General features: G+C 30.0%; 22 protein-coding genes. 9 read left to right on the plus strand and 13 right to left on the minus strand.

What is annotated here, in order from left to right; genetic code table 11:
• The first annotated feature begins 135 nt into the window (after positions 1-135).
• The 5 genes from MPAN_RS05425 to MPAN_RS05445 all read left to right on the plus strand — a co-directional run bounded on the left by MPAN_RS05425 (position 136) and on the right by MPAN_RS05445 (position 6,810).
• Positions 136-1,266, plus strand: a complete 1,131-nt coding sequence (locus MPAN_RS05425) for a BMP family lipoprotein (protein WP_176240141.1) — start codon at positions 136-138, stop codon at positions 1,264-1,266.
• Between the two features lie 230 nt (positions 1,267-1,496).
• On the plus strand, positions 1,497-3,041 hold the full coding sequence (locus MPAN_RS05430; RefSeq protein ID WP_176240140.1) for an ABC transporter ATP-binding protein: 1,545 nt from the start codon (positions 1,497-1,499) through the stop codon (positions 3,039-3,041).
• Positions 3,034-4,191 (plus strand): ABC transporter permease, encoded by a 1,158-nt coding sequence (locus tag MPAN_RS05435; RefSeq protein ID WP_176240139.1) that lies wholly within the window; start codon positions 3,034-3,036, stop codon positions 4,189-4,191. The genes MPAN_RS05430 and MPAN_RS05435 overlap by 8 nt, the downstream gene beginning before the upstream one ends.
• Before the next feature lies 1 nt (position 4,192).
• Positions 4,193-5,158: an ABC transporter permease gene (locus MPAN_RS05440; RefSeq protein ID WP_176240138.1), complete on the plus strand. Its 966-nt coding sequence runs from the start codon at positions 4,193-4,195 to the stop codon at positions 5,156-5,158.
• A gap of 107 nt (positions 5,159-5,265) precedes the next feature.
• Positions 5,266-6,810: an IS1182 family transposase gene (locus tag MPAN_RS05445; protein ID WP_231756741.1), complete on the plus strand. Its 1,545-nt coding sequence runs from the start codon at positions 5,266-5,268 to the stop codon at positions 6,808-6,810.
• 152 nt (positions 6,811-6,962) lie between these two features.
• Here the strand turns inward: MPAN_RS05445 and MPAN_RS05450 are convergent, their stop codons facing one another.
• The 6 genes from MPAN_RS05450 to MPAN_RS05475 all read right to left on the minus strand — a co-directional run bounded on the left by MPAN_RS05450 (position 6,963) and on the right by MPAN_RS05475 (position 11,199).
• Positions 6,963-7,373 carry a DUF1801 domain-containing protein gene (locus tag MPAN_RS05450; protein WP_176240119.1) on the minus strand — a complete coding sequence of 137 codons (411 nt, stop codon included), beginning with the start codon at positions 7,371-7,373 and terminating at the stop codon, positions 6,963-6,965.
• A gap of 66 nt (positions 7,374-7,439) precedes the next feature.
• Positions 7,440-8,321, minus strand: a complete 882-nt coding sequence (locus MPAN_RS05455; RefSeq protein WP_176240120.1) for a hypothetical protein — start codon at positions 8,319-8,321, stop codon at positions 7,440-7,442.
• 14 nt (positions 8,322-8,335) lie between these two features.
• Positions 8,336-9,052: a lysoplasmalogenase family protein gene (locus MPAN_RS05460; protein ID WP_176240121.1), complete on the minus strand. Its 717-nt coding sequence runs from the start codon at positions 9,050-9,052 to the stop codon at positions 8,336-8,338.
• An 18-nt stretch (positions 9,053-9,070) separates the two neighbouring features.
• A complete protein-coding gene (locus tag MPAN_RS05465; protein WP_176240122.1) occupies positions 9,071-9,424 on the minus strand; it encodes a DUF7670 domain-containing protein in 354 nt (117 codons plus the stop codon).
• A gap of 17 nt (positions 9,425-9,441) precedes the next feature.
• A complete protein-coding gene (locus tag MPAN_RS05470; protein ID WP_176240123.1) occupies positions 9,442-10,050 on the minus strand; it encodes a sugar O-acetyltransferase in 609 nt (202 codons plus the stop codon).
• Between the two features lie 117 nt (positions 10,051-10,167).
• Complete coding sequence (locus tag MPAN_RS05475; protein WP_231756742.1) at positions 10,168-11,199, minus strand: LLM class flavin-dependent oxidoreductase; 1,032 nt, start codon at positions 11,197-11,199, stop codon at positions 10,168-10,170.
• Between the two features lie 160 nt (positions 11,200-11,359).
• Here MPAN_RS05475 and MPAN_RS05480 point away from each other — a divergent pair, with 160 nt between their 5' ends.
• On the plus strand, positions 11,360-12,187 hold the full coding sequence (locus MPAN_RS05480; protein ID WP_176240124.1) for an aldose 1-epimerase family protein: 828 nt from the start codon (positions 11,360-11,362) through the stop codon (positions 12,185-12,187).
• Positions 12,188-12,275: 88 nt separating this feature from the next.
• Here MPAN_RS05480 and rlmD read toward each other — a convergent pair whose 3' ends face one another.
• The 5 genes from rlmD to MPAN_RS05505 form a co-directional block, all read right to left on the minus strand.
• Entirely contained in the window at positions 12,276-13,655 is a 1,380-nt protein-coding gene (gene rlmD, locus MPAN_RS05485) for a 23S rRNA (uracil(1939)-C(5))-methyltransferase RlmD (protein WP_176240125.1), read from the minus strand.
• A gap of 100 nt (positions 13,656-13,755) precedes the next feature.
• Positions 13,756-14,931, minus strand: coding sequence for an acetate/propionate family kinase (locus MPAN_RS05490; protein ID WP_231756743.1), 1,176 nt, complete (start codon positions 14,929-14,931; stop codon positions 13,756-13,758).
• Positions 14,932-15,046: 115 nt separating this feature from the next.
• On the minus strand, positions 15,047-15,703 hold the full coding sequence (trhA, locus tag MPAN_RS05495; RefSeq protein WP_176240126.1) for a PAQR family membrane homeostasis protein TrhA: 657 nt from the start codon (positions 15,701-15,703) through the stop codon (positions 15,047-15,049).
• Positions 15,700-16,233: a tRNA (cytidine(34)-2'-O)-methyltransferase gene (locus tag MPAN_RS05500; RefSeq protein WP_176240127.1), complete on the minus strand. Its 534-nt coding sequence runs from the start codon at positions 16,231-16,233 to the stop codon at positions 15,700-15,702. The genes trhA and MPAN_RS05500 overlap by 4 nt, the downstream gene beginning before the upstream one ends.
• A 53-nt stretch (positions 16,234-16,286) precedes the next feature.
• Positions 16,287-17,723 (minus strand): nicotinate phosphoribosyltransferase, encoded by a 1,437-nt coding sequence (locus MPAN_RS05505; RefSeq protein WP_176240128.1) that lies wholly within the window; start codon positions 17,721-17,723, stop codon positions 16,287-16,289.
• A gap of 97 nt (positions 17,724-17,820) precedes the next feature.
• On the opposite strand from MPAN_RS05505, the gene MPAN_RS05510 reads away from it, so the two are divergent.
• Positions 17,821-18,537, plus strand: a complete 717-nt coding sequence (locus MPAN_RS05510; RefSeq protein WP_176240129.1) for a YaaA family protein — start codon at positions 17,821-17,823, stop codon at positions 18,535-18,537.
• A gap of 2 nt (positions 18,538-18,539) precedes the next feature.
• Complete coding sequence (cls, locus tag MPAN_RS05515; protein ID WP_176240130.1) at positions 18,540-20,021, plus strand: cardiolipin synthase; 1,482 nt, start codon at positions 18,540-18,542, stop codon at positions 20,019-20,021.
• A gap of 43 nt (positions 20,022-20,064) precedes the next feature.
• Here cls and MPAN_RS05520 read toward each other — a convergent pair whose 3' ends face one another.
• Positions 20,065-20,763: a hypothetical protein gene (locus MPAN_RS05520; RefSeq protein ID WP_176240131.1), complete on the minus strand. Its 699-nt coding sequence runs from the start codon at positions 20,761-20,763 to the stop codon at positions 20,065-20,067.
• A 77-nt stretch (positions 20,764-20,840) separates the two neighbouring features.
• Positions 20,841-21,866 (minus strand): PTS transporter subunit IIC, encoded by a 1,026-nt coding sequence (locus MPAN_RS05525; protein WP_176240132.1) that lies wholly within the window; start codon positions 21,864-21,866, stop codon positions 20,841-20,843.
• 131 nt (positions 21,867-21,997) lie between these two features.
• Between MPAN_RS05525 and MPAN_RS05530 the strand changes: the two genes are divergently transcribed.
• Entirely contained in the window at positions 21,998-22,606 is a 609-nt protein-coding gene (locus tag MPAN_RS05530; RefSeq protein WP_176240133.1) for a hypothetical protein, read from the plus strand.
• Positions 22,607-22,628: the final 22 nt, after the last annotated feature.

Raw genomic sequence — 22,628 nt, forward strand, 5'->3', positions numbered from 1 at the left:
TCAAATCTTTATTTATTATATTTATTATGTATATACATGAAAAACTTAAACTTACGAAAAAAGATATTGAAAAATACCTGAAAGTAATGGTATAATCTTAATAGTAATAACAAAAAAAGATAATAGGAGGAAAAAATGAAGAAAATATTATCATTGTTAGTTATAATCACTCTATCTGCAGTTTTACTTGTAGGTTGTGGTGGAAAAGAGTACGAAATTGCTCTTATTACAGATAAAGGAAATATCGACGATAAATCCTTTAATCAAGGTGCATGGGAAGGTGTTGTTGCATTTGCGGAAGAAAATGACCTAACACATCAATACTATAAACCTGAAGAAGCATCAGATACTGGTTATCTAGCTTCAATCGCTTTAGCTGTTGAAGGTGGAGCAAAAGTTATCGTAACACCTGGATACTTATTTGAAGTTCCAATTTACGAAGCTCAAACTCTATATCCTGATGTTAAGTTCATCTTATTAGATGGCGCACCACATACAGCTGATTATTCTACATTTGAAACAAAATCAAATGTTGCATCAATTTTCTATGCTGAAGAAGAATCAGGTTACTTAGCTGGATACGCTGCTGTTAAAGATGGCATGACAGACCTAGGTTTCATGGGTGGTATGGCAATTCCTGCTGTACAAGCTTTCGGTTATGGTTTCTTGCAAGGCGCTGAAGATGCTGCTGCTGCAATGTCATTAGCTGCTGGCGATGTTACAGTAACTTATCATTATACTGGTAACTTTGACGAATCAGCTGCTAATAAAGCAACTGCAAGCGTTATGTATCAAGAAGGTGTTGAAGTTATATTTGCTGCTGGCGGTTCAGTTGGTAAATCAGTAATGTCAGCTGCATCAGAAGCTGAAGCACTAGTAATTGGTGTTGACGTTGACCAAAGATATGACAGCCCTACTGTTATAACTTCTGCTACTAAAGGTTTAGCTGCATCAGTTATTCAAGTATTAAATGCAATTTACTTTGATAATGCATGGACTACATATGCTGGTACAAGTACTTATTTCAATGCTACTAATGACGGTGTTGGTCTACCAACAATGGTTATTGGCGACGAAAATGGCGATGCATTTGACAGATTCACTACATTTGACAAAGCTGCTTATGACTTAGTATTTGCTATGTTAGTTGATGGCGATGTTGATCCAGTTCGTTCAATTACAGTTGCAGATGCAAACGGTAATGCTACAGCTGCAGAATTAGAAACAGGTCTTGGATTAACTTTAGTTGATGTAACTGTTAGATAATTCGATTTTTAAAAAGAATGTTGGCTTTTAATAAATATTTAATACTTATTAGAGGCTATTAGAGGAGAATGGCTAATACCCTTCTCCTCTATTTTTTTTATATTTAAAACATATTTTATCTAATCAAGAATTAAAAGTTTCATTTATTTCATTTATGAAGGAAAAAATATTAAATTCTATCTTATCTATGATAAAATATTTACATAATAAAAGATGGCGGTGAAATACATATGGAAAACTACATCATTGAAATGCTTAACATCAGGAAAGAATTTCCTGGCATTGTTGCAAATGATGATATTACACTACAGCTTAAAAAAGGTGAAATACATGCACTTCTTGGAGAAAATGGTGCGGGTAAATCAACTTTAATGAGCGTCCTTTTTGGTTTATACCAACCAGAAAAAGGTGAAATTAGAAAAAACGGTGTGAAAGTTGATATCAATAATCCAAATGATGCAAATGCTTTAGGCATTGGCATGGTGCATCAACATTTCAAACTAGTAGAAATTTTCACTGTATTAGAAAATATTATATTAGGTGTTGAACCTAATAAATATGGTTTTTTACAAGAAAAAGATGCTAGACAAAAAGTTATTGATTTATCTGAACAATATGGTCTACAAGTTGATCCTGATGCTTTAATTGAAAAGATATCAGTTGGAATGCAACAACGTGTAGAAATATTGAAAATGCTTTACAGAGAAAACGAGATTTTAATATTTGATGAACCTACAGCAGTTCTGACACCTCAAGAAATTGAGGAACTTATGGATATTATGCGTGGGTTTGCTAAAGAAGGCAAATCTATATTATTTATTACTCATAAATTGAATGAAATCATGGCAGTTGCTGATCGTTGTACTGTTTTACAAAAAGGTAAATATAAAGGTACTGTTGAGATCAAAAATACTACAAAGAAAAAACTATCAAAAATGATGGTTGGACGTGATGTTAACTTTACAATTGAAAAAGAAAAAGCTAAACCTAAAGATGTTGTTCTATCTGTTAGAAACATTAGTGTTAAATCAAAAGTATCTGATTTACACAGTGTAAAAAATGTTTCTTTTGATGTAAGAGCTGGTGAAGTAGTTTGTCTAGCTGGAATTGAAGGTAATGGTCAAAGTGAAGTTGTTTATATCATTACAGGGCTAGAAAAACCAAGTTCAGGTGAAATCTTTTTAAATGGTGAAGACATTACAAAAGCCTCAATTAGAGATCGTTCTAAAAAAGGCATAAGTCATATTCCAGAAGATAGACATAAATATGGACTAGTACTTGATTATTCTTTAGAAAAAAATATGGTCCTACAAAGATATTGGCAACCAGAATTCTCTAAAAAAGGATTCCTAAGATTTGATAATATTAGATCTTATGCTGAAAGACTCATAAAAAAATATGATGTTAGAAGCGGTGAAGGTCCAACAACTCCTGCAAGAGCTATGTCTGGCGGAAATCAACAAAAGGCAATTATTGCTCGTGAATTAGAAAAAACATGTGATCTTTTAGTTTCTGTACAACCTACAAGAGGTCTTGATGTAGGTGCAATTGAATTTATACATGAACAAATCGTGCTTGCAAGAGATGATGGTAGAGCTGTTCTTCTTATGTCACTTGAATTAGACGAAGTTATGAACTTAGCTGATCGTATACTAGTCATGTATGAGGGTGAAATTGTTGGCGAGTTAGATCCTAAGAAAGTTTCAGTTGAAGAATTAGGTCTATATATGGCTGGTTCTAAGAGAAACACTAAGAAGGAGGTAGCACATGCCTAAAAAATTCACTTTTGCCAGTATCATGGCAAAACTTAAAAGTCTTTCAAAGACTAAAGGTTCCGCTTCTTTCTTTGCTACTTTATTAGCAATCGCATTTGGCCTATTATTTGGATTAATCGTTTTACTTATTGCTTCTCCTGAAAATACATTTGGTGGATTTAATAAGATCCTATTTGGTGGGTTTGATAAAATTGGTGATGTGCTATATTTTGCAACTCCAATTTTGATGACAGGCTTAGCAGTAGGATTTGCATTTAAGATGGGTTTATTTAACATTGGTGCTTCTGGACAATACACAATGGGTATGTTCTTTGCATTATATGTTGGTTTTATGATTGATATGCCAAGTTCTATTCACTGGCTTGTTGCTATACTTGCAGGTTTACTTGGTGGTATGCTCATGGGATTAATACCTGGTATTTTAAAAGCTTTCTTTAATGTAAATGAAGTTATTACCTCTATTATGTTAAATTATATTGGGATGTTTTTAGTTGATATGTGGATTAAAGGTAATGATGTTATGTACGTATCATCTTTATCTAGAACACAATATCTACCAGAATCTGCACAATTAGCTTCTCTAAGTATCCAAAATTCAAATGCAAACATTGGGTTATTCTTTGCAATCTCTATTGCAGTTATCTTATATATAGTGCTTCATAAAACTACATTTGGATATGAGTTAATCGCTACTGGTCATAATAAGGATGCTGCTAAATATGCTGGTATCAATTATAAGAGAAATACAGTATTAACAATGGTTATCGCTGGTGGTCTTGCTGGTCTTGGTGGTGCATTCGCAATTCTTGCTCCTTCAACTATAGCAGGTAGTTCACAAACTTATGAACCAGTCAATATCATTGCAATCAATGGATTTAACGGGATTGCTGTTGCCTTGTTAGGTAACTCTAATCCAATTGGTATTATATTTTCCGCATTATTCATCTCTCATATACAGCGAGGTGGTACATCAGCAAGTCTTTTTGGTTACAAACCAGAAATTATTGATGTCGTTATATCAGTTATCATTTACTTCTCTGCATTCTCATTAATTATGAGTGGTGTCATCGGTAAATTCTTTAAGAATTTGAGGAAAAAGAAAGATAAAGCCGATGCTGCTAAAATAGCAGATGTAAAGGAGGTAAGTTAACATGGATGTTATCTATTATTTAATTCAAAATATGCTTCCTGTTGCAATTCCTTTATTACTAGTTGCTCTTGGTGGAATGTTTAGTGAACGTAGTGGTGTTGTCAACATCGCATTAGAAGGGATTATGTTATTTGGCGCATTCTTTGGTGCATTGTTTATTTTAAATGTTCAAGACTCTTCTATAAATCCACAGTTATTACTTCTTATCGGTATGATTGTAGCTGGTGCTGCTGGGATTGCATTTTCAATGTTACTGGCTTACGCTGCAGTCAATATGAAAGCAAATCAAGTTATTTCAGGGACAGCGATGAATATGTTTATTCCTGCTGCAATCCTTCTATTTTCTAAAATGAGTTTTAATTCAGATGGTATTACAACTGATATTAGTTTATATATTCGTGAAGTTCCATTATTATCAAAGATACCTGTTATCGGTGATTTATTCTTCCAAAATACTTATTTAACTGTATATATCGGATTCTTATTTTTAATTATTTCAACAATACTTTTATACAAAACTAAGTTTGGTCTTCGCTTGAGAGCTTGTGGAGAACATCCACATGCAGCAGACTCTGTTGGGATTAATGTATCTAAGATGAGATATTATGGTGTAGGTCTATCAGGCTTATTAGGTGGTATTGGTGGTTATTTCTATTCAGTTGGTATCTTAACAAGTAATATTAGTGGTCACACTGGTGTTGCTGGCTTTGGGTTCTTAGCATTAGCTGTTATGATCTTTGGGCAATGGCAACCAATTAAAATTATGTTTGCAGCTTTATTCTTTGCATTCTTATCAACACTTGCTTATTCAATTCCACTTATTCCATTTTTACAAAACCTAGGTATTGATACAACATATTATAAGATCCTACCTTATTTTGCAACTCTAGTTGTTTTAGTCTTCACTTCTAAGAAGTCTAGAGCACCAAAAGCTGAAGGTATTCCTTATGATAAAGGATTAAGATAATTTAGTTTAAAATGATAAAAGGGGCTGTAATGAAATAAAATCATTATAGTCTATAAAACACAAAACCACTCTGGAAAATCCAGAGTGGTTTTTGATATAATTGAAGTATGCAAAGTACTCAATTAACTCAATCTTATTTTAGCGCAAAACAATTAAAATTACCACTAGAAATGAACATTTTAATACCATTTGATAGTGAAGTCAGAACATTTGACGAAGTATTTTCAAAAATCGAGGTTAAAAAATACTTAGTATCCAAATCTCATCAAGGTAGACTAGGATACAATTCAGTCAATATGTTGAAATTGGTATTGTTTTGCCAGATGGAAAAAATCCATAGTTTAAGAGCAATGGAAAAGGCAGCTAAAAATGATATTAGGCTCATGTGGTTGACTAATGAGTTAAAACCAAGCCATAATACCATCAAAGAATTTATTAATACCCACTTAAAAACATCCATCGAAGATATCTTTTTAGAGATCAATCAATATATCGCAAAAAAAGAACAAATTGATATCAATACCTTATATATAGATGGGACAAAGATAGAGGCAAACGCAAACAAATATAAATTTGTTTGGAAGAACTCAATTCTTAAGTTTAAACAAAAACTTCAACTCAAAATTACCAAGACTCTGCACAAATTAAATGAAGACTATAAACATTTAGGCATCTACTTTCTGATCAAAGAAGATTATGAGATATCATATTTAGAAAAGATTAGAGATTTCTTAGTCAATGAAATTGACAAAGAAGGCATTGATTTTGTCTATGGCAAAGGGAACCACAAAAGTGGATTACAAAGAGATTATGAAGATATCGTAGACTACATAGAAAAACTAACAAGCTATAATCATGATTTAGAGATCATAGGTCCATCAAGAAATTCATATGCAAGAACAGATCATGGTGCAACATATATGCGCATGAAAGACGATCATATGAGAAATGGTCAATTAAAGGCTGGATACAACATTCAAATTGGCGTGTCAGATGGATATATCATGCATATGGATGTCTATCAGAATCGAAGCGATTATAAAACATTAGAACCATTTCTAGAAGGATTTAATCATAGCTATGGATTTTATCCTAAATATCCTGTAGCAGATGCTGGATATGGTGGACTTATAAATTATAGATATTTAAAATCCAAAGATATGGAACTCTATCAAAAATATCCAATGTATAAAAAAGAAACCAGCAATCAGAACTATATAAATAGTCCTTATCGTGCAGAAAATTTCACTAAAGATAAAAACGGGAATCTAATTTGTCCAAAAGGACGAAAGATGAATTATCTATTTACAAGACACAATGGTAAAGATGTTTATGAGTCATCTACTTGTTTAAGATGTCCGCTAGCTTCAAAGTGTAAAAAAGGGAAAGCTCCAAGACGTATTGAAGTCAATGAAGAATTATGGAACTATCAAAAAAAAGCAAGAGATAATCTTCAATCTGATTTAGGTATAGAACTTAGGATTCAACGCTCAATTCAAGTTGAAGGCGCATTTGGGGTTTTAAAAGAAGACTTTAAATTTAGAAGATTTAAGCGACGTGGCATCCAAAATGTTAAATTAGAGTTTATGTTACTCTCAATTGGGTATAATTTATCAAAATATCATAACAAGCAACAACGATTCGTTCAATAGTTATCCTGTGGAAAACTAAAGAATTTTGAAGTTCTCTTTTAAATATGCCTAAAAACAGGTATTTTTTTATGTTTATCCACAAAACAAAAGAAAAAGGGACTGTGTAGTCCATGAAGATTAAATATTCTTCATTTCATTACAGCCCCTTTTTTTTATTCATATATTTTAGTAATGATCGGATTATGCTTTAATGAATCAACAGCTTCTTTAATTAAGCCTTTTAATACGCCTAAATTGACATCAGATAGCTTTTTAATATATAAACACCCTTTCCCCGTTTTATAGGTTCCTAAGTGTTTTAAAGCCTTAAATTGATTGACATCCCAACTTAAGTATAAAGTGATTGCTTGTTTCCTACTGGCAAACCCGAATTCAAAAGTGTCACCTTGTCTTTTAGATGCATAAGTATATTGGATTTTACCAAATCCAATGATAGATCCCCACATGAAGGGTTCTTTTTTTGTTATGTCTTTTGCGATATCAATAAGTTTTTTAATATCATCTACTCTATTTTCTTCTAAATTTTCTATATATTGACTTAATGTTTGTTCTTGTTTTTGCATAACATAACCTCGCTTTTATTATATCTTAGCAAAAACTATTCATAGAAAACATATATTGGCTTATGTTTAAATAAAACCAATGGTAAGGAAGGTAAGAATTAATGTAATCACATTTGCGATAAATGCATAACCCATTGCTTTTGATCTACTATGTTCTTTTAAAACATACCCATATAATAAAATTTCTGTAATAAACACAAGAATTTCTCCTAGTATTAAAACACCAAGAAGACCAAAGAATGAACCCCATGCATAAAAGCCTATTGCCATAAAGACAGTTAATAGCGTTTGTGTAACTAAATTGGTTAACCCAACAATCATATAACTTTCTTTTCTTCGATAATTATAGGCAAACAAAATAAGTAATTCTACACCAACCGTAATGATCACTCTTATTAAAAGTGAAATTGAGACGTGAGTGTAGGGTATTGATTCTGTTAGGACACCAACATCTTGTTGATTAAATGATAAATCAACATCAGATAGATCATAAGTCATTGTTGATTGAAATAGTTTTCTATCGATTATTTTAGATGTAATCATCGTATCATCATCTAAGATGATTACAATCTTGAATGTTTTTGGTGCACTAAAATATCCTACATGATAGATTTCTTTTGAATCATCTGGTTTTGATAAGATTGCTGGTATACCATTATAAAGTGTTCTAGATACGAATCCATCCTCATCTTGATATCCATTTAAAATATCACTAGGATAATCATCTTGATAATAATTACCTTCTATTTCATTTGCAAGATCAAAAAGATCTAGAATTTCTATATCATTACTCTCATAGATTAAGACATCAAAATAATAAGGTTGATCAACACCTATAATTTCTATATCGATAGTTGATTTAGGTCCCATATCAGCATTGATATCAAGCGCAAGAAAACTAAATAATATAAATGTAATAACTAAAAAGCTTATAATTCTTTTCCCCATATTCATCCTCCCTTTTATAAGAAAAATATTGATAAAGCTATAAGTAATTGTCCTAAATAATAAGTTGCAAGATTTGAAACAACAAATACATTTGATTTTTCATTTTTAAAATAAATTGGTGCTAACAATAAATCAGATAAACCAAATAGGAGTGCACCTATCATAAAGCTTAAACTATATAGATTAAATGATAGGTCGATTGCTTGTAAGATAGAAAAACCTACCATGGTAAAAATCACAAATGTATAAATATAGGTCATGATTTCTAGTTTCCCCATTTTTAAATCCATAAGTTTTCCGCCTATATAAACAACAATAGTCATTATTAGACCTATACCTAAAGCAATGATATTAAATTTGGTGTAATTAATGATGCCTACGATATAAAGCAGATGTCCAATTAAAAAGATAATCATTCCATTATTGATAGTGAAGATTCTCTTTTGATCATAAAAATACTGAACTCCAAGAAATAGATCACCAATAAGCCCAGAAACTAATCCTAAAATGATTAATAAAATAAGTCTAGCATATTTGTATTCAAATATTAACATGCCCACTCCATTAGCCGGTGTAGTCATGAAATGAAATGCACCATAAAGAGCTATTGCAATAAACATAAAGCTAGCAAAACCTTTATAAAAAAATCCTTCTAAACGTTTTTGTTTGACGACATGATAAATAAACACAAACCATGAAACTAAAAATAGGCCAATCAGAACAAATATCATAATGTATTTCCTTTCAAGTTAACTATATGTATTTATATTTTTTGAATCTATAAAAAGTAAAATTGATAATGAAGCCATGGGTATAAAAATCAAAACAATAATTTCAAGTGAATCAAAGATATAATACATTTTAAAAAATATAAAGAAAATAATTGCCATAATTCCTATAAAATATGATAAAATTCTTTCTTTATGCCAGCATATCATAGTTGTTAATAACAAGAATAACCCTGGCAATATGGATATTAAAAGCCCTAATATCTCATTTGTGATATTTCCTTCAGTAGAGCCAAATACATTAAATGCAAACATTACAAATAAAAGTGAAATGATAATCATGTATATTTTTAATACATTAATTATTTTTGTCATATATACACTTTCTTTCTTTATGAATTAGATAAGGACTTTTCTTTTTCTTTTTGCCAAAAAATTCTATCTTTTTCTGTTATTTTTCTAATAACTCTACAAGGATTTCCATAACATAAAGTATCATCTTCTAAATCATTTGTAACAACACTACCTGAACCAATGACGACACCACTACCAATAGTAACTCCAGGATTAATAACTACGTTTGCCCCAATCCAAACATCATCTTTAATCGTAATATCGTAGCCAAATTCATAAAGTTCTGCTCGTATCACTTTATCCAAAGGATGACCTGCTGTCATAATGCCAACATTAGGTCCAATCATGACTCGATTGCCTATTGTTACTTTTCCTATATCAAGAACTGTAAAGTTATAATTAGCAAAAAAATGGTCCCCTATGTATAAATTACATCCATAATCAACTAAAAAAGGTTGATTGATCCATACATCTTTGCCCATAGAGCCTAACAATTGGTTTAAGATTGCTTGTTGTTCTTCTTTTTGGCTTGGTCTTAAATGATTATAGTCGTAAGTTAGTTCGCTAGCTCTTTTTCTCATTGAAGATAATTTCTTTTCTCCTGCTTGATAAAGCATACCTTTAAGCATTTTTTCTTGTTCTGTCATATATAGTTTTCCTTTTTAATAATTTCTTTTATTATATCACGTATTAGGTATTAAAAAAAGATTGATTACATCCTTTATGAATAAGGAATATAAGCAATCTTTATATTTAGTATTTAATTATTTTCTAACACTCTTTTTCAGTTTAGAAACTACTTCTTGTCCATATGTTCTAATGCTTTCCATCGTCATTTCATGTGGCATATAAGAACCTGGTGTATGAAATAATAGACGGTTAATGTTAAGTCCCTGTATTAAAGATAATAGTCTTTTGGTGACTTCTTCTTTATTACCTACATAAAATGGTCCACGCTTCATATTAGCCATATAGCTTTCTTTAGAATAAGAAGGCCAACCTCTCTCACTAGCTATTTTAGAAAATTGAGCATGATGAGATGGATAATATTTTTCTAAAATATCAGGATCACTACTGATAAGTCCATGAACAGCAACTCCAATTTCCATATCCTCTTCTTTAAATCCTTTTTCAAGATAAGTCTTTTTATATAAATCAACAAGTGGTTTAAAATTTAAGGGATTGCCTCCAATTATCGCAAAAACGATAGGAAGACCTAGATTTGCAGCTCTTAAAACAGATTCATATGAACCACCAACTGCAATCGATATTTTTAAACTAGATTTTGCTCTTGGATAAATCGTCTTGTTTTTAAATGGTGCTCTTAATTTACCATTCCAAGTTACATTTTCATGATCTCTTATTTTAAGTAGTAAATCTAGTTTTTCTGAATAGAGTTGATCATAGTTTCTTAAATCATATCCAAATAACTCAAAAGATTCAGTAAACGAGCCTCTACCTGCAATGATTTCTGCTCTACCATTAGAGATTAAATCAAGAGTAGCAAATGCCTCATAAACTCTTACTGGATCATCTGAAGATAAGACTGTTACAGCTGAACCTAGATGTATTTGTTTTGTAATTGCAGCTGCAGCTGCCAATATAATTTCAGGACTTGTTGCGGCATAATCAGACCTATGATGTTCTCCAATGCCATAATAATCTAATCCTAACTCATCTGCCAACTTAACCTCTTCTAATGCATGATTTATTCTAGTTTCATGATCTATCATAAAACCTTCGCTACTTAATCCTGTTTCTAAAAATGTCATCAATCCAAAACTCATTTTTTTCATATCATCACCTTGATTTAATATAACATGCAATAAAAAAAAAGACAAAACATATGTTTTATATTAAGTTAAACCTTATTATCAAAAGTAATTTAGTTTATATTTTATCACTTCTCCTGTCAAATAAATGTAATATGTTATAAAATAGAATAGGTGATAAAAAATGATATTAAAAAATAATGAATTAACAGTGACTATAGATAATTTAGGTGCTGAAGCTAAAAGCATCATAAAAAATAATGTTGAATACCTCTGGCAAGCAGATCCTTTATATTGGAAAAGATCTAGTCCAGTACTTTTTCCTATTGTCGGTAGATTATTAGATGATGAATATATATATAATCAAAAAAAATATCATATGACACAACACGGTTTTGCTAGAGACAATGAGTTCATCCTAATCAGTTATAGTGAAACCAAAGTATTATATCTATTAAAAGAAAACGCAAGCACTTTAAAAAATTATCCATTTAAATTTAATCTATATATAGAATATGAGCTTATTGAAAATCAATTAATTGTCACATGGACAGTACAAAACACAAATAGTTATGATATGTATTTCCAAATTGGAGCTCATCCAGCATTTAATTTCTTAAATGGCTCTATAGTAGAAGTTAATAAGCAAACAAATCTTTATGAACTTAAAGGGACGCCTAATATAAATAACATCAAAAAGAACATCAAGGTTACTGTGATACCTATAGATGATACATCATTTTTAAATGATGCGATTATCTATGACAATATAGATGAAATCACTTTAAAAGATAATAAAAAATCTATCACACTAAAAACAAAGGATTTTCCATATTTAGGTATATGGACAAAAGTTATTGAAGGTAAAAACTCTCCTTTTATTTGTTTAGAACCTTGGTATGGCATTTCTGATTTTATGGATCATGATAAACAACTCATACATAAAATAGGAATTCATAAATTGAAAGTAAATGAAATTTTTAAAACTTCTTATACGATTGTTATAAACTGATTTTTAACTATTTAAATACAAATATATATAAAAAGGGACTAGAAAATTATTATTTCTAGTCCCCTTACTATTTTATAAACTTAAATCATCAATTAATTGTATTTTCGACTGGCTTTAATGTAAGTAATGAAACACTTTCAACTAATGAAGTGTAAGGAAACATATCTAAAGGTGATGTTTCTTCTAAAAAGTAATGATCTAATAAAACATTTAAATCTTTAGCTAGTGTTGAAGGATTACATGATCCATAAATAATTCTCTTTGGTTTAGATTCTAAAATTAATTTAATAGTTTCTGTGCCTAAACCAGTTCTTGGTGGATCAAAAAACATGACATCAATTTCTTTTTCTTTTAAACCACTTAATGCTCTATTAAAGTCACTATGAAGTACAGTAACGTTATCAATACCATTTTCATTTAAAGATTTTTTAGCACTTATACATGAACTTTCATCAAGTTCAATAGCATAAACATGTTTACAATCTTTAGCGATGTAATGGCTTACTGGAGCAACTCCTGCATATGCATCAATTGCAACTTCACTTTTTTTAAGTCTAGCAAGTTCTTTCATTTTTAAATAGAACTTATGAGCTTGAGGCGTATTTAATTGGAAGAATGCATCTGGTTTTAAATCAAATGTATATCCATCTAATTTAGCTTGGATTGTATCTTTACCATATAGTTTAATTGGTGCATCAGAGAAGAATGGGTTCTTTTTGTTTGGTTTACTTAAAACTTTAAATACTGACTTAATCATCGGTTCTACTTCAATTAACTTTTTAACCATTCTATCTAAGAATTTAGAATCATTAAATAATATAAATGATACTTGTGCTTCTTTAGTATCCTCAGATACTCGAACCACTAAGCTTTTAATATAACCTTTATTAAATTTAGGATCAAATCCATCAACTTTATATGTATTCATTAAGTCTAAAATGGTTTTTAAGATTCTATTGATATTTTTATCTTGAACTGGACAAGCATCAATAGCAATAAACTTATGACTATTAGCTTGATACATGCCTATCTCATTTCTCTTCTTACTTTGAACAGGAAGACTTGCTTTATTTCTGTAATTTTTAGGATCATCTGCACCAATCGTATCTTTTACCAATTCTCTAGGAACTTTAAATGAGATGTATCGATCAAAACTACTTAAAATCATCTCTCTTTTTTCAATTAATGATTGTTCATATGTGATGTGTTGGAATTGACATCCTCCACATTGTTCATAGACTGGACAAAAAGGCGTTGCTCTAAATTCACTTTTCTTATGAATTTTAACTAATTTCGCCATTGCTCTATTATCATAAACTCTTGTGATCATCACATCAACAGTCTCATTAGGTAGTGCATAATCAACAAAAATAGCTAGTTTTTTATAATAGCCAATACCTTCTCCATTAATCCCTGTTTTTCTTATTTCTATTTGTATTACTTCATTTTCTTTTATAAACGTATTCATATCTATACCTCTTACTTATTTTATCATACTATATAACATTTCAAACTTAATCATTAAAAAAGCACAAGCCAAATGACTCATGCTTAACTTATATATGTTATTACTTATTTAATCTCATAACTTCTCTTGCAATCATAACTTCTTCATTTGTTGGAATGACAAAGACTTTAATCTTAGAATCTTTAGATGATATTAAGTGTTCTCCACGTTTTTGATTTTCAACTGGATCTATTTTTGCACCTAATACTTTAATAGCTTCGATAACATCATTTCTTACAATCGGAGCATTTTCACCGATGCCTGCTGTAAAGCAAATCGCATCAAGTCCACCCATATAAACATAATATGATCCAATAAAGTCTGCGATTCTCTTAATTTGGATTTTATAAGCTAGTGTAGCTCTTTTATGTCCTTCATTCATATTATCAACAATATCTCTACTGTCATTAGATATACCTGAAACTCCAAGATATCCACTACGTTTGTTTAAATCATCTAAAACATCTGCATAAGATCTATTTTCTTTTTGTGAAACTAACATTAATACAGATGGATCAATACTACCACTACGTGTACCCATTGGAATACCATCTAATGGTGTTAATCCCATGGATGTATCAACGCTTTTACCTGAGTCAACTGCACAAAGTGATGCGCCGTTACCTAAATGTGCAACGATAATTTTCGCTTTTGGATTATCAAGTAATTCCATAGCTCTTTGGCTTACAAATTGATGAGATGTTCCATGAAAACCGTATTTTCTTACGCCATATTTTGTATACCATTCATATGGTGCTGAATATAGATATGCATCTTCTTTCATCGTTTGATGAAAAGTTGTATCAAATACTGCAACTTGTATGACATTTGGTAAAATTGCTTGAAATGCTTTAATGCCTGTAATGTTTGCTGGATTATGAAGCGGAGCAAGATCATTTAAACTTTCAATGTCTTTAATCACTTGATCTGTAATGACTACAGAATCTTTAAATATTTCTCCACCTTGAACAACACGATGACCAACACCTTTTATTTCATCAAGTGAGTCAATAATCTTGTTTTCAATAAGTCCCTTGATCACAAGTTCTACTGCAACTTTATGATCTAATATAGTTTGTTCTTTACTTACTTTTTGTCCATTTACTTTAATAACGAACACTGCGTTGTCATAGCCGATTCTTTCAACTAATCCAGATGTAATTTCTGTTTCTTCTGGCATGTTTAATAATTGAAATTTCAGAGATGAACTGCCTGCGTTTACTGCTAATATTTTCATAATTGTACCTCTTTCTACAATGATATAATACATTAATTTTTATGAATTATCAAGTATATGAACAAATATTCATGTTAATACTTGTATTTGCTTTATTTTTTGTATATTTTATCTATTAATACAAGTATAAATAGATGGCGAAAAAATGAAGAATGGTTCCTGTTGCGGTAAATAAATGCCAAATAAAATGAAAATATTTTATTTTAGGTTGTGTATAAAATATGACGCCAATACTATAAGCAAGACCACCTGTTAAAATAAACCAAAATGATGCAGGTTCATATGCGTATAGTTGTCTAATAAAAACAACTGCACTCCAACCCATTGCAAGATATAAGACCAAATGAAGCTTCATATATTTTTTGATCCAAATTGATTTAAAAACAACGCCTATTGCGATTAAAATCCATTGAATGATAAAGATCAGTGGACCTAACCCTATCCCACTGGTTCCAAGAACTGGTTCTTGAAGCTCAGGGATTAATAAAAGTGCTGGGGCAAAAGTTGCTCCTATTAAAATATAGATACTTAAATGATCAAATCTTTGAAATATACCCTTTGCAGTTTTATGAAATAATGAATGATACATCGTTGACATTGTATATAAATTAATCATCCCGAATCCAAAAATAATAGCTGCAAACACTTCAATGGTTCTATCACTCTTAATAAGCATTAAAATCATCGCAACGATTCCAAATATAGCCATAACTCCATGACTTACAGCATTTGCGATTTCTTCTCCTACAGTTTGTTCGTGTGTTAGTTTCATATGTCGTCCTCGTTTATAAATTGATCTAGAAAATCTTTTCCTTTATGTGTTTCAGGTTCTGTTTTAATAAGATCTGGAAAATCTAATTGTCTTAATACTTCATAGCTGACTAAAGCCACACAATTACTCAAATTTAGACTTCTTACTTTATCTGTTGTAGGAATTCTATAACAAGAATCTAAGTGGTTGGCTAAAATATGTTTTTCTACACCCGTTGATTCTTTTCCAAAGATTAAATAGATATCTTGGTCAATAGCTTTATAATCAAATTCTGTATAAGATTTTTTCCCATATCTTGTTAAAAAGAAATATCTACCTTTGTTTGCTTTTTCAAACTCAACATAATTCTTATAAACCTTATATGCGATATGCTCATAATAATCTAGAGCACTTCTTTTTAATCTTTTTTCATCTAGTTTAAATCCCATAGGTTCAATTAAATGTAGTTGGGCCCCAATGGCAACACAAGTTCTCATAATATTTCCTGTATTTTGTGGGATTTCAGGTTCAAATAATACGATATGTAGCATTTAAATCACTTCCTTCTTTAAAAATGGTATTGCGTGCAATACCATTGAAAAATTTATCTTTTATATTTTTTGATAAGCTTTTGTTTTAAAGTCCATAGTTTTTCAGATAAATCCACATAATATTCATGAGGATTTTCTAATCTGATAACCGCTGGCCATAATGTATTAAATTCTTGTTTATGATATGCTCTAATTTCTTCTAATGAAGGTGTTTCATAAACTAATTTTCCTTTTTTAAAAATAGGTATTAGTAAAGGTTTAACATTATAAGTCTCAATCATTTTTTTCTTCCAAACATAATCAGGATCGAATAATAGATAAGGTTTAGATGCGTCTATTTCTTCTTCAAAAAGTGTCATAACATCTGCGATAGCCATACAATTTTCATCATAAAATCTATAGACTTGTTTAAACCCTGGAGTAGTTGTTTTTTGAACATTCTCACTAATCTTAATTTTTGGTGTTAGTTTTTTATTAACTTCTATAGCTGATAATTTAAATACGCCACCAAAAACAGCTTCAGATCTTGCTGTAACTAAGCGCTCACCAACACCGAAAGTATCAATTTGCGCTCCTTGGCTAATAAGTTCTTTAATTAAGTACTCATCTAGTGAATTAGAAACTGTTATTTTACAATCTTCTAACCCTGCTTCATCTAGCATTTTTCTAGCTTGAATCGTTAAATAAGCTAAATCTCCACTATCTAATCTAATCCCTTTAAGTTTTTTACCTAAAGGATCTAGAACCTCTTTTTGCACTTTAATCGCATTTGGAATACCTTGTTTTAATGTGTTGTATGTATCTACAAGTAACACACAACTATCCGGATATACATCTGCATATGCTTTAAAAGCTGTATATTCATCTTCATAACTTTGAATATAACTATGTGCCATCGTACCTAGTGCAGGTATACTATATTTAAAATCTACATAAGTATTAGATGTACCTAGGACACCAGAAATATATGCTGCTCTTGCACCATAAATAGATGCATCATAGCCATGCGCACGTCTCGCTCCAAATTCAATAACAGATCTGCCTTTAGCGGCATGTACAATTCTTGCTGCTTTTGTTGCAATCAAAGATTGATGATTTATCGTTAATAAAATCATCGTTTCAACCAATTGACACTCTATAATTGGCCCCTTAACGACTAATATAGGTTCATGAGGGAAAATTGGAGTGCCTTCTCTCATTGCGTAAACATCTGCAGTAAACTCAAAGTTTGATAAATAATTTAAAAAACCTTTATCAAATATTTTTTTTGATTCTAAAAATTCTATTTCATCTTTACCAAATTTTAAATTTTGAAGATATTCTATGACTTGTTCCAATCCAGCAAATATCGCATATCCACCTTTATCAGGTATGGATCTAAAAAAAACATCAAATACAGCAATTTCTTTATCTTTTTTATCCACATAATATCCGTTTGCCATTGTTAATTCATAAAAATCCATAAGCATTGTTAGTTTTCTATCATCCATAACAAATTGCCTCCTTTAATTGACACTTACTATTCTATCATTTTTTCTCTAATTTTGATATAATAATGTATGTCTAGATAAGAAAGGATGTACGCAGATGATCTTATTCATTTCTCCAGCAAAAACTTTTAATTCAACTGATAAATCAAGTGATCAAAAACCAATATTTCATACCCAAACAAAACAGTTGGTTAAACATCTTAAATCATTGAGTATTGATCAATTAAAAAAAGATATGAAAATATCAGAAAAAGTTGCGCTAAAAACACATCAATATTATCAAACATTTAACAAACATTTACAGCCTGCAATATATACATATTATGGGCATCAATATAGATTCATTGATATTAAATCTTTTACATCAGAGCAACTAACTTATACCAATAACCATTTATATATAATGTCTGGGCTTTATGGTTTATTAAAACCTCTAGATTTAATCTCTTTTTATCGTCTTGAAATGATGGATAAATCTTTTATGAATTTATATGATTTTTGGACTCCAAAAATCACATCATATCTTAAAAAACATCATCAAGATGATATCTTATTAAATCTTGCTTCTAACGAATTTGGTCAAATCATTAAAAATCTTGATTTTGTATATACCGTAGAGTTTTATATATTAAAAAACAATAAACCAACCATACATTCTATGGAAGCGAAAAAGCTTAGAGGCTTATTAACAAATTACATCATGACTCACTATATTAAAACTTTGGACGAATTAAAACTAATATCTCTAGATGGTTATACTTACAATGCAAGTCTATCATCTAATCAAAGCATACTATTTACTAAGAAAGGATAACTATGAAACGTATTTTAAGACTTATCTTAAGTAGAACAACCTTCATTTTATTACTACTACTGGCACAAATTATGTTCTTCTTTGTGACCATCAATTACTTATCTCAATTCCAGTATGTTCATACTGCACTTTACGGTGTTACAGTTATTATTATTGCTTACTTAATTTATAAAGAAGAAAATCCTATATATAAACTAGCTTGGATCATTCCTATTTTAATCTTTCCTCTATTTGGAGGATTATTTTACTTGTTTTATAAAAATACAAACATATCTAAAAAAGTTCAAAGCAGATACGATAAAGTCGAAAATGATCGAATAGCATTACATGCTAATGACATAGAACACGGCAACAATAAAATCTATCACTATCTTTATGGACTTGGTTGGCCAACATATAAGAACACAAAACTTACATACCTAAAAAGTGGAACTGTTATGTATGAAGATATGCTAACTTCATTTAAAAATGCTAAGAAATTTATCTATCTAGAATTTTTCATCATCAATCCTGGACATATGTGGGACACTATCTTAGAAGTTTTAAAACAAAAAGTTAGTGAAGGTGTTATCATCAAAATCATTTATGATGATTTTGGAAGTTCTAAGCTACCCTACAGATACACAAAAGTTTTAAAGTCTTATGGCATCGATGCTTATAATTTTAATCCTATGAAACCCCATTTAAATTTTCAAATGAATTATAGAGACCATAGAAAAATTATAGTTATCGATAATAAAATAGGCTATACAGGTGGTATGAATATAGGTGATGAATATATTGGTTTAACAAAACCCTTTAAAGATTGGCAAGATGCTGGTATAAAGCTTGAAGGAGACGCTGTATACGGCTTATATACAAGTTTTATGGACCAATTGAAGTTTCTTACCGATGAAAGTAATCAACTAGATTTAAAACCTGAAAGAATCGATTTAAAAACAGATTCATTTGTCATTCCCTTTCTAGATTCACCACTTGATAAAGAATATACAGCTAAAAACATATATCTTCAAATGATTAATCAAGCTAGAAATTATATTTATATAACGACACCTTATCTTATTTTAGATTATGAACTAACATCTGCATTAAAGTTTGCTGCTAAATCAGGGGTGGATATTAAAATCATTATTCCTTATGTGCCAGATAAAAGAACTGTTTATATGGTCAGTGAATCCTATGCAAAAGATTTATCAGATCATGGCATTGATGTCTATAAGTACAAACCTGGCTTCATCCATCAAAAAATGATGGTTGTTGATGGTATGGATGCGATCATTGGTACTGTTAATCTAGATTTTAGAAGCTTATACTTACATTTTGAAAATAGTATTTATCTAAAAAATGATCCTGAAATAGAAAAAATGAGCTCTCATTTCCTAGAACTCATCCATGTATCTATTAATTTAAAAGATGATAAAAAGCATCTCATATTATATAAACTTATTCAAATTATTTTAAAAGGATTCTCATCCATTTTATAAAGAAAAAAGGGCTAAGCCCTTTTTTTTATACTTTATCATTATTTTATTTTCTAGAAAATCCAATAAAACCAAATACTCCACCAACTACAAATAGTAAATAAGTAACCATATATAGTGCGATTTGAACTGTCATATACCAATTTTGAAGAGCTAGAGTTGTTAAGAATAAATCTCCTAAGACTAATGATAGAATTGCTAAGAACAATGCAATAGATCCTAATCTCATCATTAACACTGAAAATCTACCTGGTTTTTTATTCGCAAATAATGCCCATAAAAACATTGGAGCTGCAACCATGACGCCAGGAATAACAAATTCACTTAACCCAATAATTGAAATGTAAAATGAATCAACTAAATTTAATACTGTACTCATCCATGAAGGATTAGTAAGTGTAATTGGTACTAATGAAGATGAACTATTAATTGCGCTTTCTAAATATCCAAATAATAGAACAACTGTAATTAAAACTCTTAAGATAATACCTTTTCTAATTGCCCAAGTTAATAATATTAACCCTACAACTAAGAATAATCCAATATAATCAGCAATGAATGCTGGTAATGTATCGATAATACCTTCTAATTGTTGTGCGAATGGTAATAAGCTTGATACAAATGGTAACGTATCATTTTGTATAATTAAATACGTTGAAATGTATAAAGATGAAACTAAAACTAATAAGAATCCTAAAGTTCTAACAATTTTCCCAAATGTTGAATTATAAACTCTTTTATTCATAAACTCCACCACTTTCTAATAATATACTACATATATTTTATCACAAATATATAAATAGTTAAGGATTTTTTAATAATTTAATTTATATCATTAGCAACTGATAAGTCACCATCAACAATTAAATTATATTTTCTAAATATCAAATCAATGAAAAATACCAATACGACTGAAAGCCCGATTGCTAAAGCAATAGATATCCAACTTTCAAAACTATAGTTCATTTCAGCAAGTGTTTGCAACGGTCCAACTAAACCAGATGAACCCATACCTGCTCCAAATCTTGATGTTTCTGTATTTAAAGTCAATACAATAATTGGTGATAATATCGCCGATGCAATAATTGTAGGTAGCCAAATAATTGGTTTCCTTAAAATGTTTTTAAATTGAAGCATTGATGTTCCAAATGCAATTGATAATACCATACCAATATTATTATCTTTTCTAGATTGAACTGCAAATCCGATCATTTGAACTGTTGTGCCTACTAGTGCTGCTCCTCCTGCTATCCCATTTAAATTGATTGCAATCGCAATAGCTGCACTTGAAATTGGAGATGTTAATAACATACCCATAACAACAGCAATGATGATTGTCATTGGAAATGGTGCAATCATAGTTGCATTTTGAATTCCACTAGAAATTAAATCTAATACAAATCCAATAGGTCCACTAATTCCTAACGTTAAGACTAAAGCTATGATAGATCCTAATAAAGGAACTAATAAAATATCAATAGGTGTTTTTCTAATTAGGACTTTCTTTAAAATAAAAATACCAAGAACAACGACTAAATAAGTTGTTACTGGATCATTATTAATACCTACAACGATACCTGTACCAAATTGATATTTAAAACTTGTTGCAATACCACCCATGACAGCAGCAACAACCATCTTTAAACCATCCATTTTTAAGCTTAAAGCAATTCCCATACCAATACCAACACCCATTAAAGAAAATAAGGCTGAGTAAAGTGTAAATTCAATTAAATCTATATTTAGTAATTTGCCAAACTGTTGAAAAATGACCGCAATGATTAATGTCGCAAACAATCCATAGACCATACCATTTAAAGTTGTCATTAAAAAGCTTCTTAGTTTCATATCATCCCTTCTCTCAAAAATAATTTTAACATAAAAAGGCTCGCTTTGTATTAAAAAAGTCTATTAATCGTAATCATTTCTCATAAGTTATTTATAAAATAATGTATAATATGAATAGGAGTGATATGTATATGGCAAAAAAGAAATCCTATTTAAAACAAATCTATAAATATGATGACACAGAAAGATGTTATGTTGTTGAAGTATCTCTTGAGACTTATCAAGAGTTATTTAACGAATGGGATGCTGCACCAACAAGAAAAAAAGATTTAAATTCAGAATTAATTGATTTCATTGAACAAGCAGCTTATGAGATACCTATGAAAAGTAAAGTAAAAATCTCATTTGGTATTCCTTTGAATAAAAAAGATGAAAAACTTGAAGCTTCAAGTAAATCTGCAATTTACAACAATTTTAAGATGATCATCCATTTCATTAATAAAACATTACGTGTTAATAATAGAAAAGTAATGACTTATTTATCATTTGCGTTATCATTTATTACATTATCATATTTAACCATTTCCTTTATTGTAGATAATCTAGGATTTACAATTATTAGAGAAGGCTTAATGATTGGTGGTTGGTTTTTAATGTGGGAATCATTCTCACTATTCTTCTTTGATAGTTATGAAGTACGAAATCGAAGAAAAAGATATCAAAGATTCTTAGATTCTGATATAGAGTTTAGATATATTGACGATGAAGCCAAAGAAAATTTAGACAAGATAAACACTTAAATATTTTAAGTGTTTTTTTTAT

It is taken from the genome of Mariniplasma anaerobium (assembly GCF_016865445.1).
Classification (GTDB): Bacteria; Bacillota_I; Bacilli_A; order Acholeplasmatales; family Acholeplasmataceae; genus Mariniplasma; species Mariniplasma anaerobium.

Bases quoted from the DNA above. Each gene is read 5' to 3' on its own strand.
- MPAN_RS05425 (WP_176240141.1), top strand. From the start codon at position 136: ATGAAGAAAATATTATCATTGTTAGTTATAATCACTCTATCTGCAGTT.
- MPAN_RS05525 (WP_176240132.1), bottom strand. From the start codon at position 21,866: ATGAAACTAAGAAGCTTTTTAATGACAACTTTAAATGGTATGGTCTAT.
- MPAN_RS05465 (WP_176240122.1), bottom strand. From the start codon at position 9,424: ATGACAAAAATAATTAATGTATTAAAAATATACATGATTATCATTTCA.
- MPAN_RS05490 (WP_231756743.1), bottom strand. From the start codon at position 14,931: ATGAAAATATTAGCAGTAAACGCAGGCAGTTCATCTCTGAAATTTCAA.
- MPAN_RS05500 (WP_176240127.1), bottom strand. From the start codon at position 16,233: ATGCTACATATCGTATTATTTGAACCTGAAATCCCACAAAATACAGGA.
- MPAN_RS05460 (WP_176240121.1), bottom strand. From the start codon at position 9,052: ATGATATTTGTTCTGATTGGCCTATTTTTAGTTTCATGGTTTGTGTTT.
- MPAN_RS05450 (WP_176240119.1), bottom strand. From the start codon at position 7,373: ATGCAAAAACAAGAACAAACATTAAGTCAATATATAGAAAATTTAGAA.
- MPAN_RS05445 (WP_231756741.1), top strand. From the start codon at position 5,266: ATGCAAAGTACTCAATTAACTCAATCTTATTTTAGCGCAAAACAATTA.
- MPAN_RS05530 (WP_176240133.1), top strand. From the start codon at position 21,998: ATGGCAAAAAAGAAATCCTATTTAAAACAAATCTATAAATATGATGAC.
- MPAN_RS05430 (WP_176240140.1), top strand. From the start codon at position 1,497: ATGGAAAACTACATCATTGAAATGCTTAACATCAGGAAAGAATTTCCT.
- MPAN_RS05470 (WP_176240123.1), bottom strand. From the start codon at position 10,050: ATGACAGAACAAGAAAAAATGCTTAAAGGTATGCTTTATCAAGCAGGA.
- MPAN_RS05505 (WP_176240128.1), bottom strand. From the start codon at position 17,723: ATGGATGATAGAAAACTAACAATGCTTATGGATTTTTATGAATTAACA.
- MPAN_RS05440 (WP_176240138.1), top strand. From the start codon at position 4,193: ATGGATGTTATCTATTATTTAATTCAAAATATGCTTCCTGTTGCAATT.
- MPAN_RS05435 (WP_176240139.1), top strand. From the start codon at position 3,034: ATGCCTAAAAAATTCACTTTTGCCAGTATCATGGCAAAACTTAAAAGT.
- MPAN_RS05475 (WP_231756742.1), bottom strand. From the start codon at position 11,199: ATGAAAAAAATGAGTTTTGGATTGATGACATTTTTAGAAACAGGATTA.
- cls (WP_176240130.1), top strand. From the start codon at position 18,540: ATGAAACGTATTTTAAGACTTATCTTAAGTAGAACAACCTTCATTTTA.
- rlmD (WP_176240125.1), bottom strand. From the start codon at position 13,655: ATGAATACGTTTATAAAAGAAAATGAAGTAATACAAATAGAAATAAGA.
- MPAN_RS05455 (WP_176240120.1), bottom strand. From the start codon at position 8,321: ATGGGGAAAAGAATTATAAGCTTTTTAGTTATTACATTTATATTATTT.
- MPAN_RS05520 (WP_176240131.1), bottom strand. From the start codon at position 20,763: ATGAATAAAAGAGTTTATAATTCAACATTTGGGAAAATTGTTAGAACT.
- MPAN_RS05510 (WP_176240129.1), top strand. From the start codon at position 17,821: ATGATCTTATTCATTTCTCCAGCAAAAACTTTTAATTCAACTGATAAA.
- trhA (WP_176240126.1), bottom strand. From the start codon at position 15,703: ATGAAACTAACACACGAACAAACTGTAGGAGAAGAAATCGCAAATGCT.
- MPAN_RS05480 (WP_176240124.1), top strand. From the start codon at position 11,360: ATGATATTAAAAAATAATGAATTAACAGTGACTATAGATAATTTAGGT.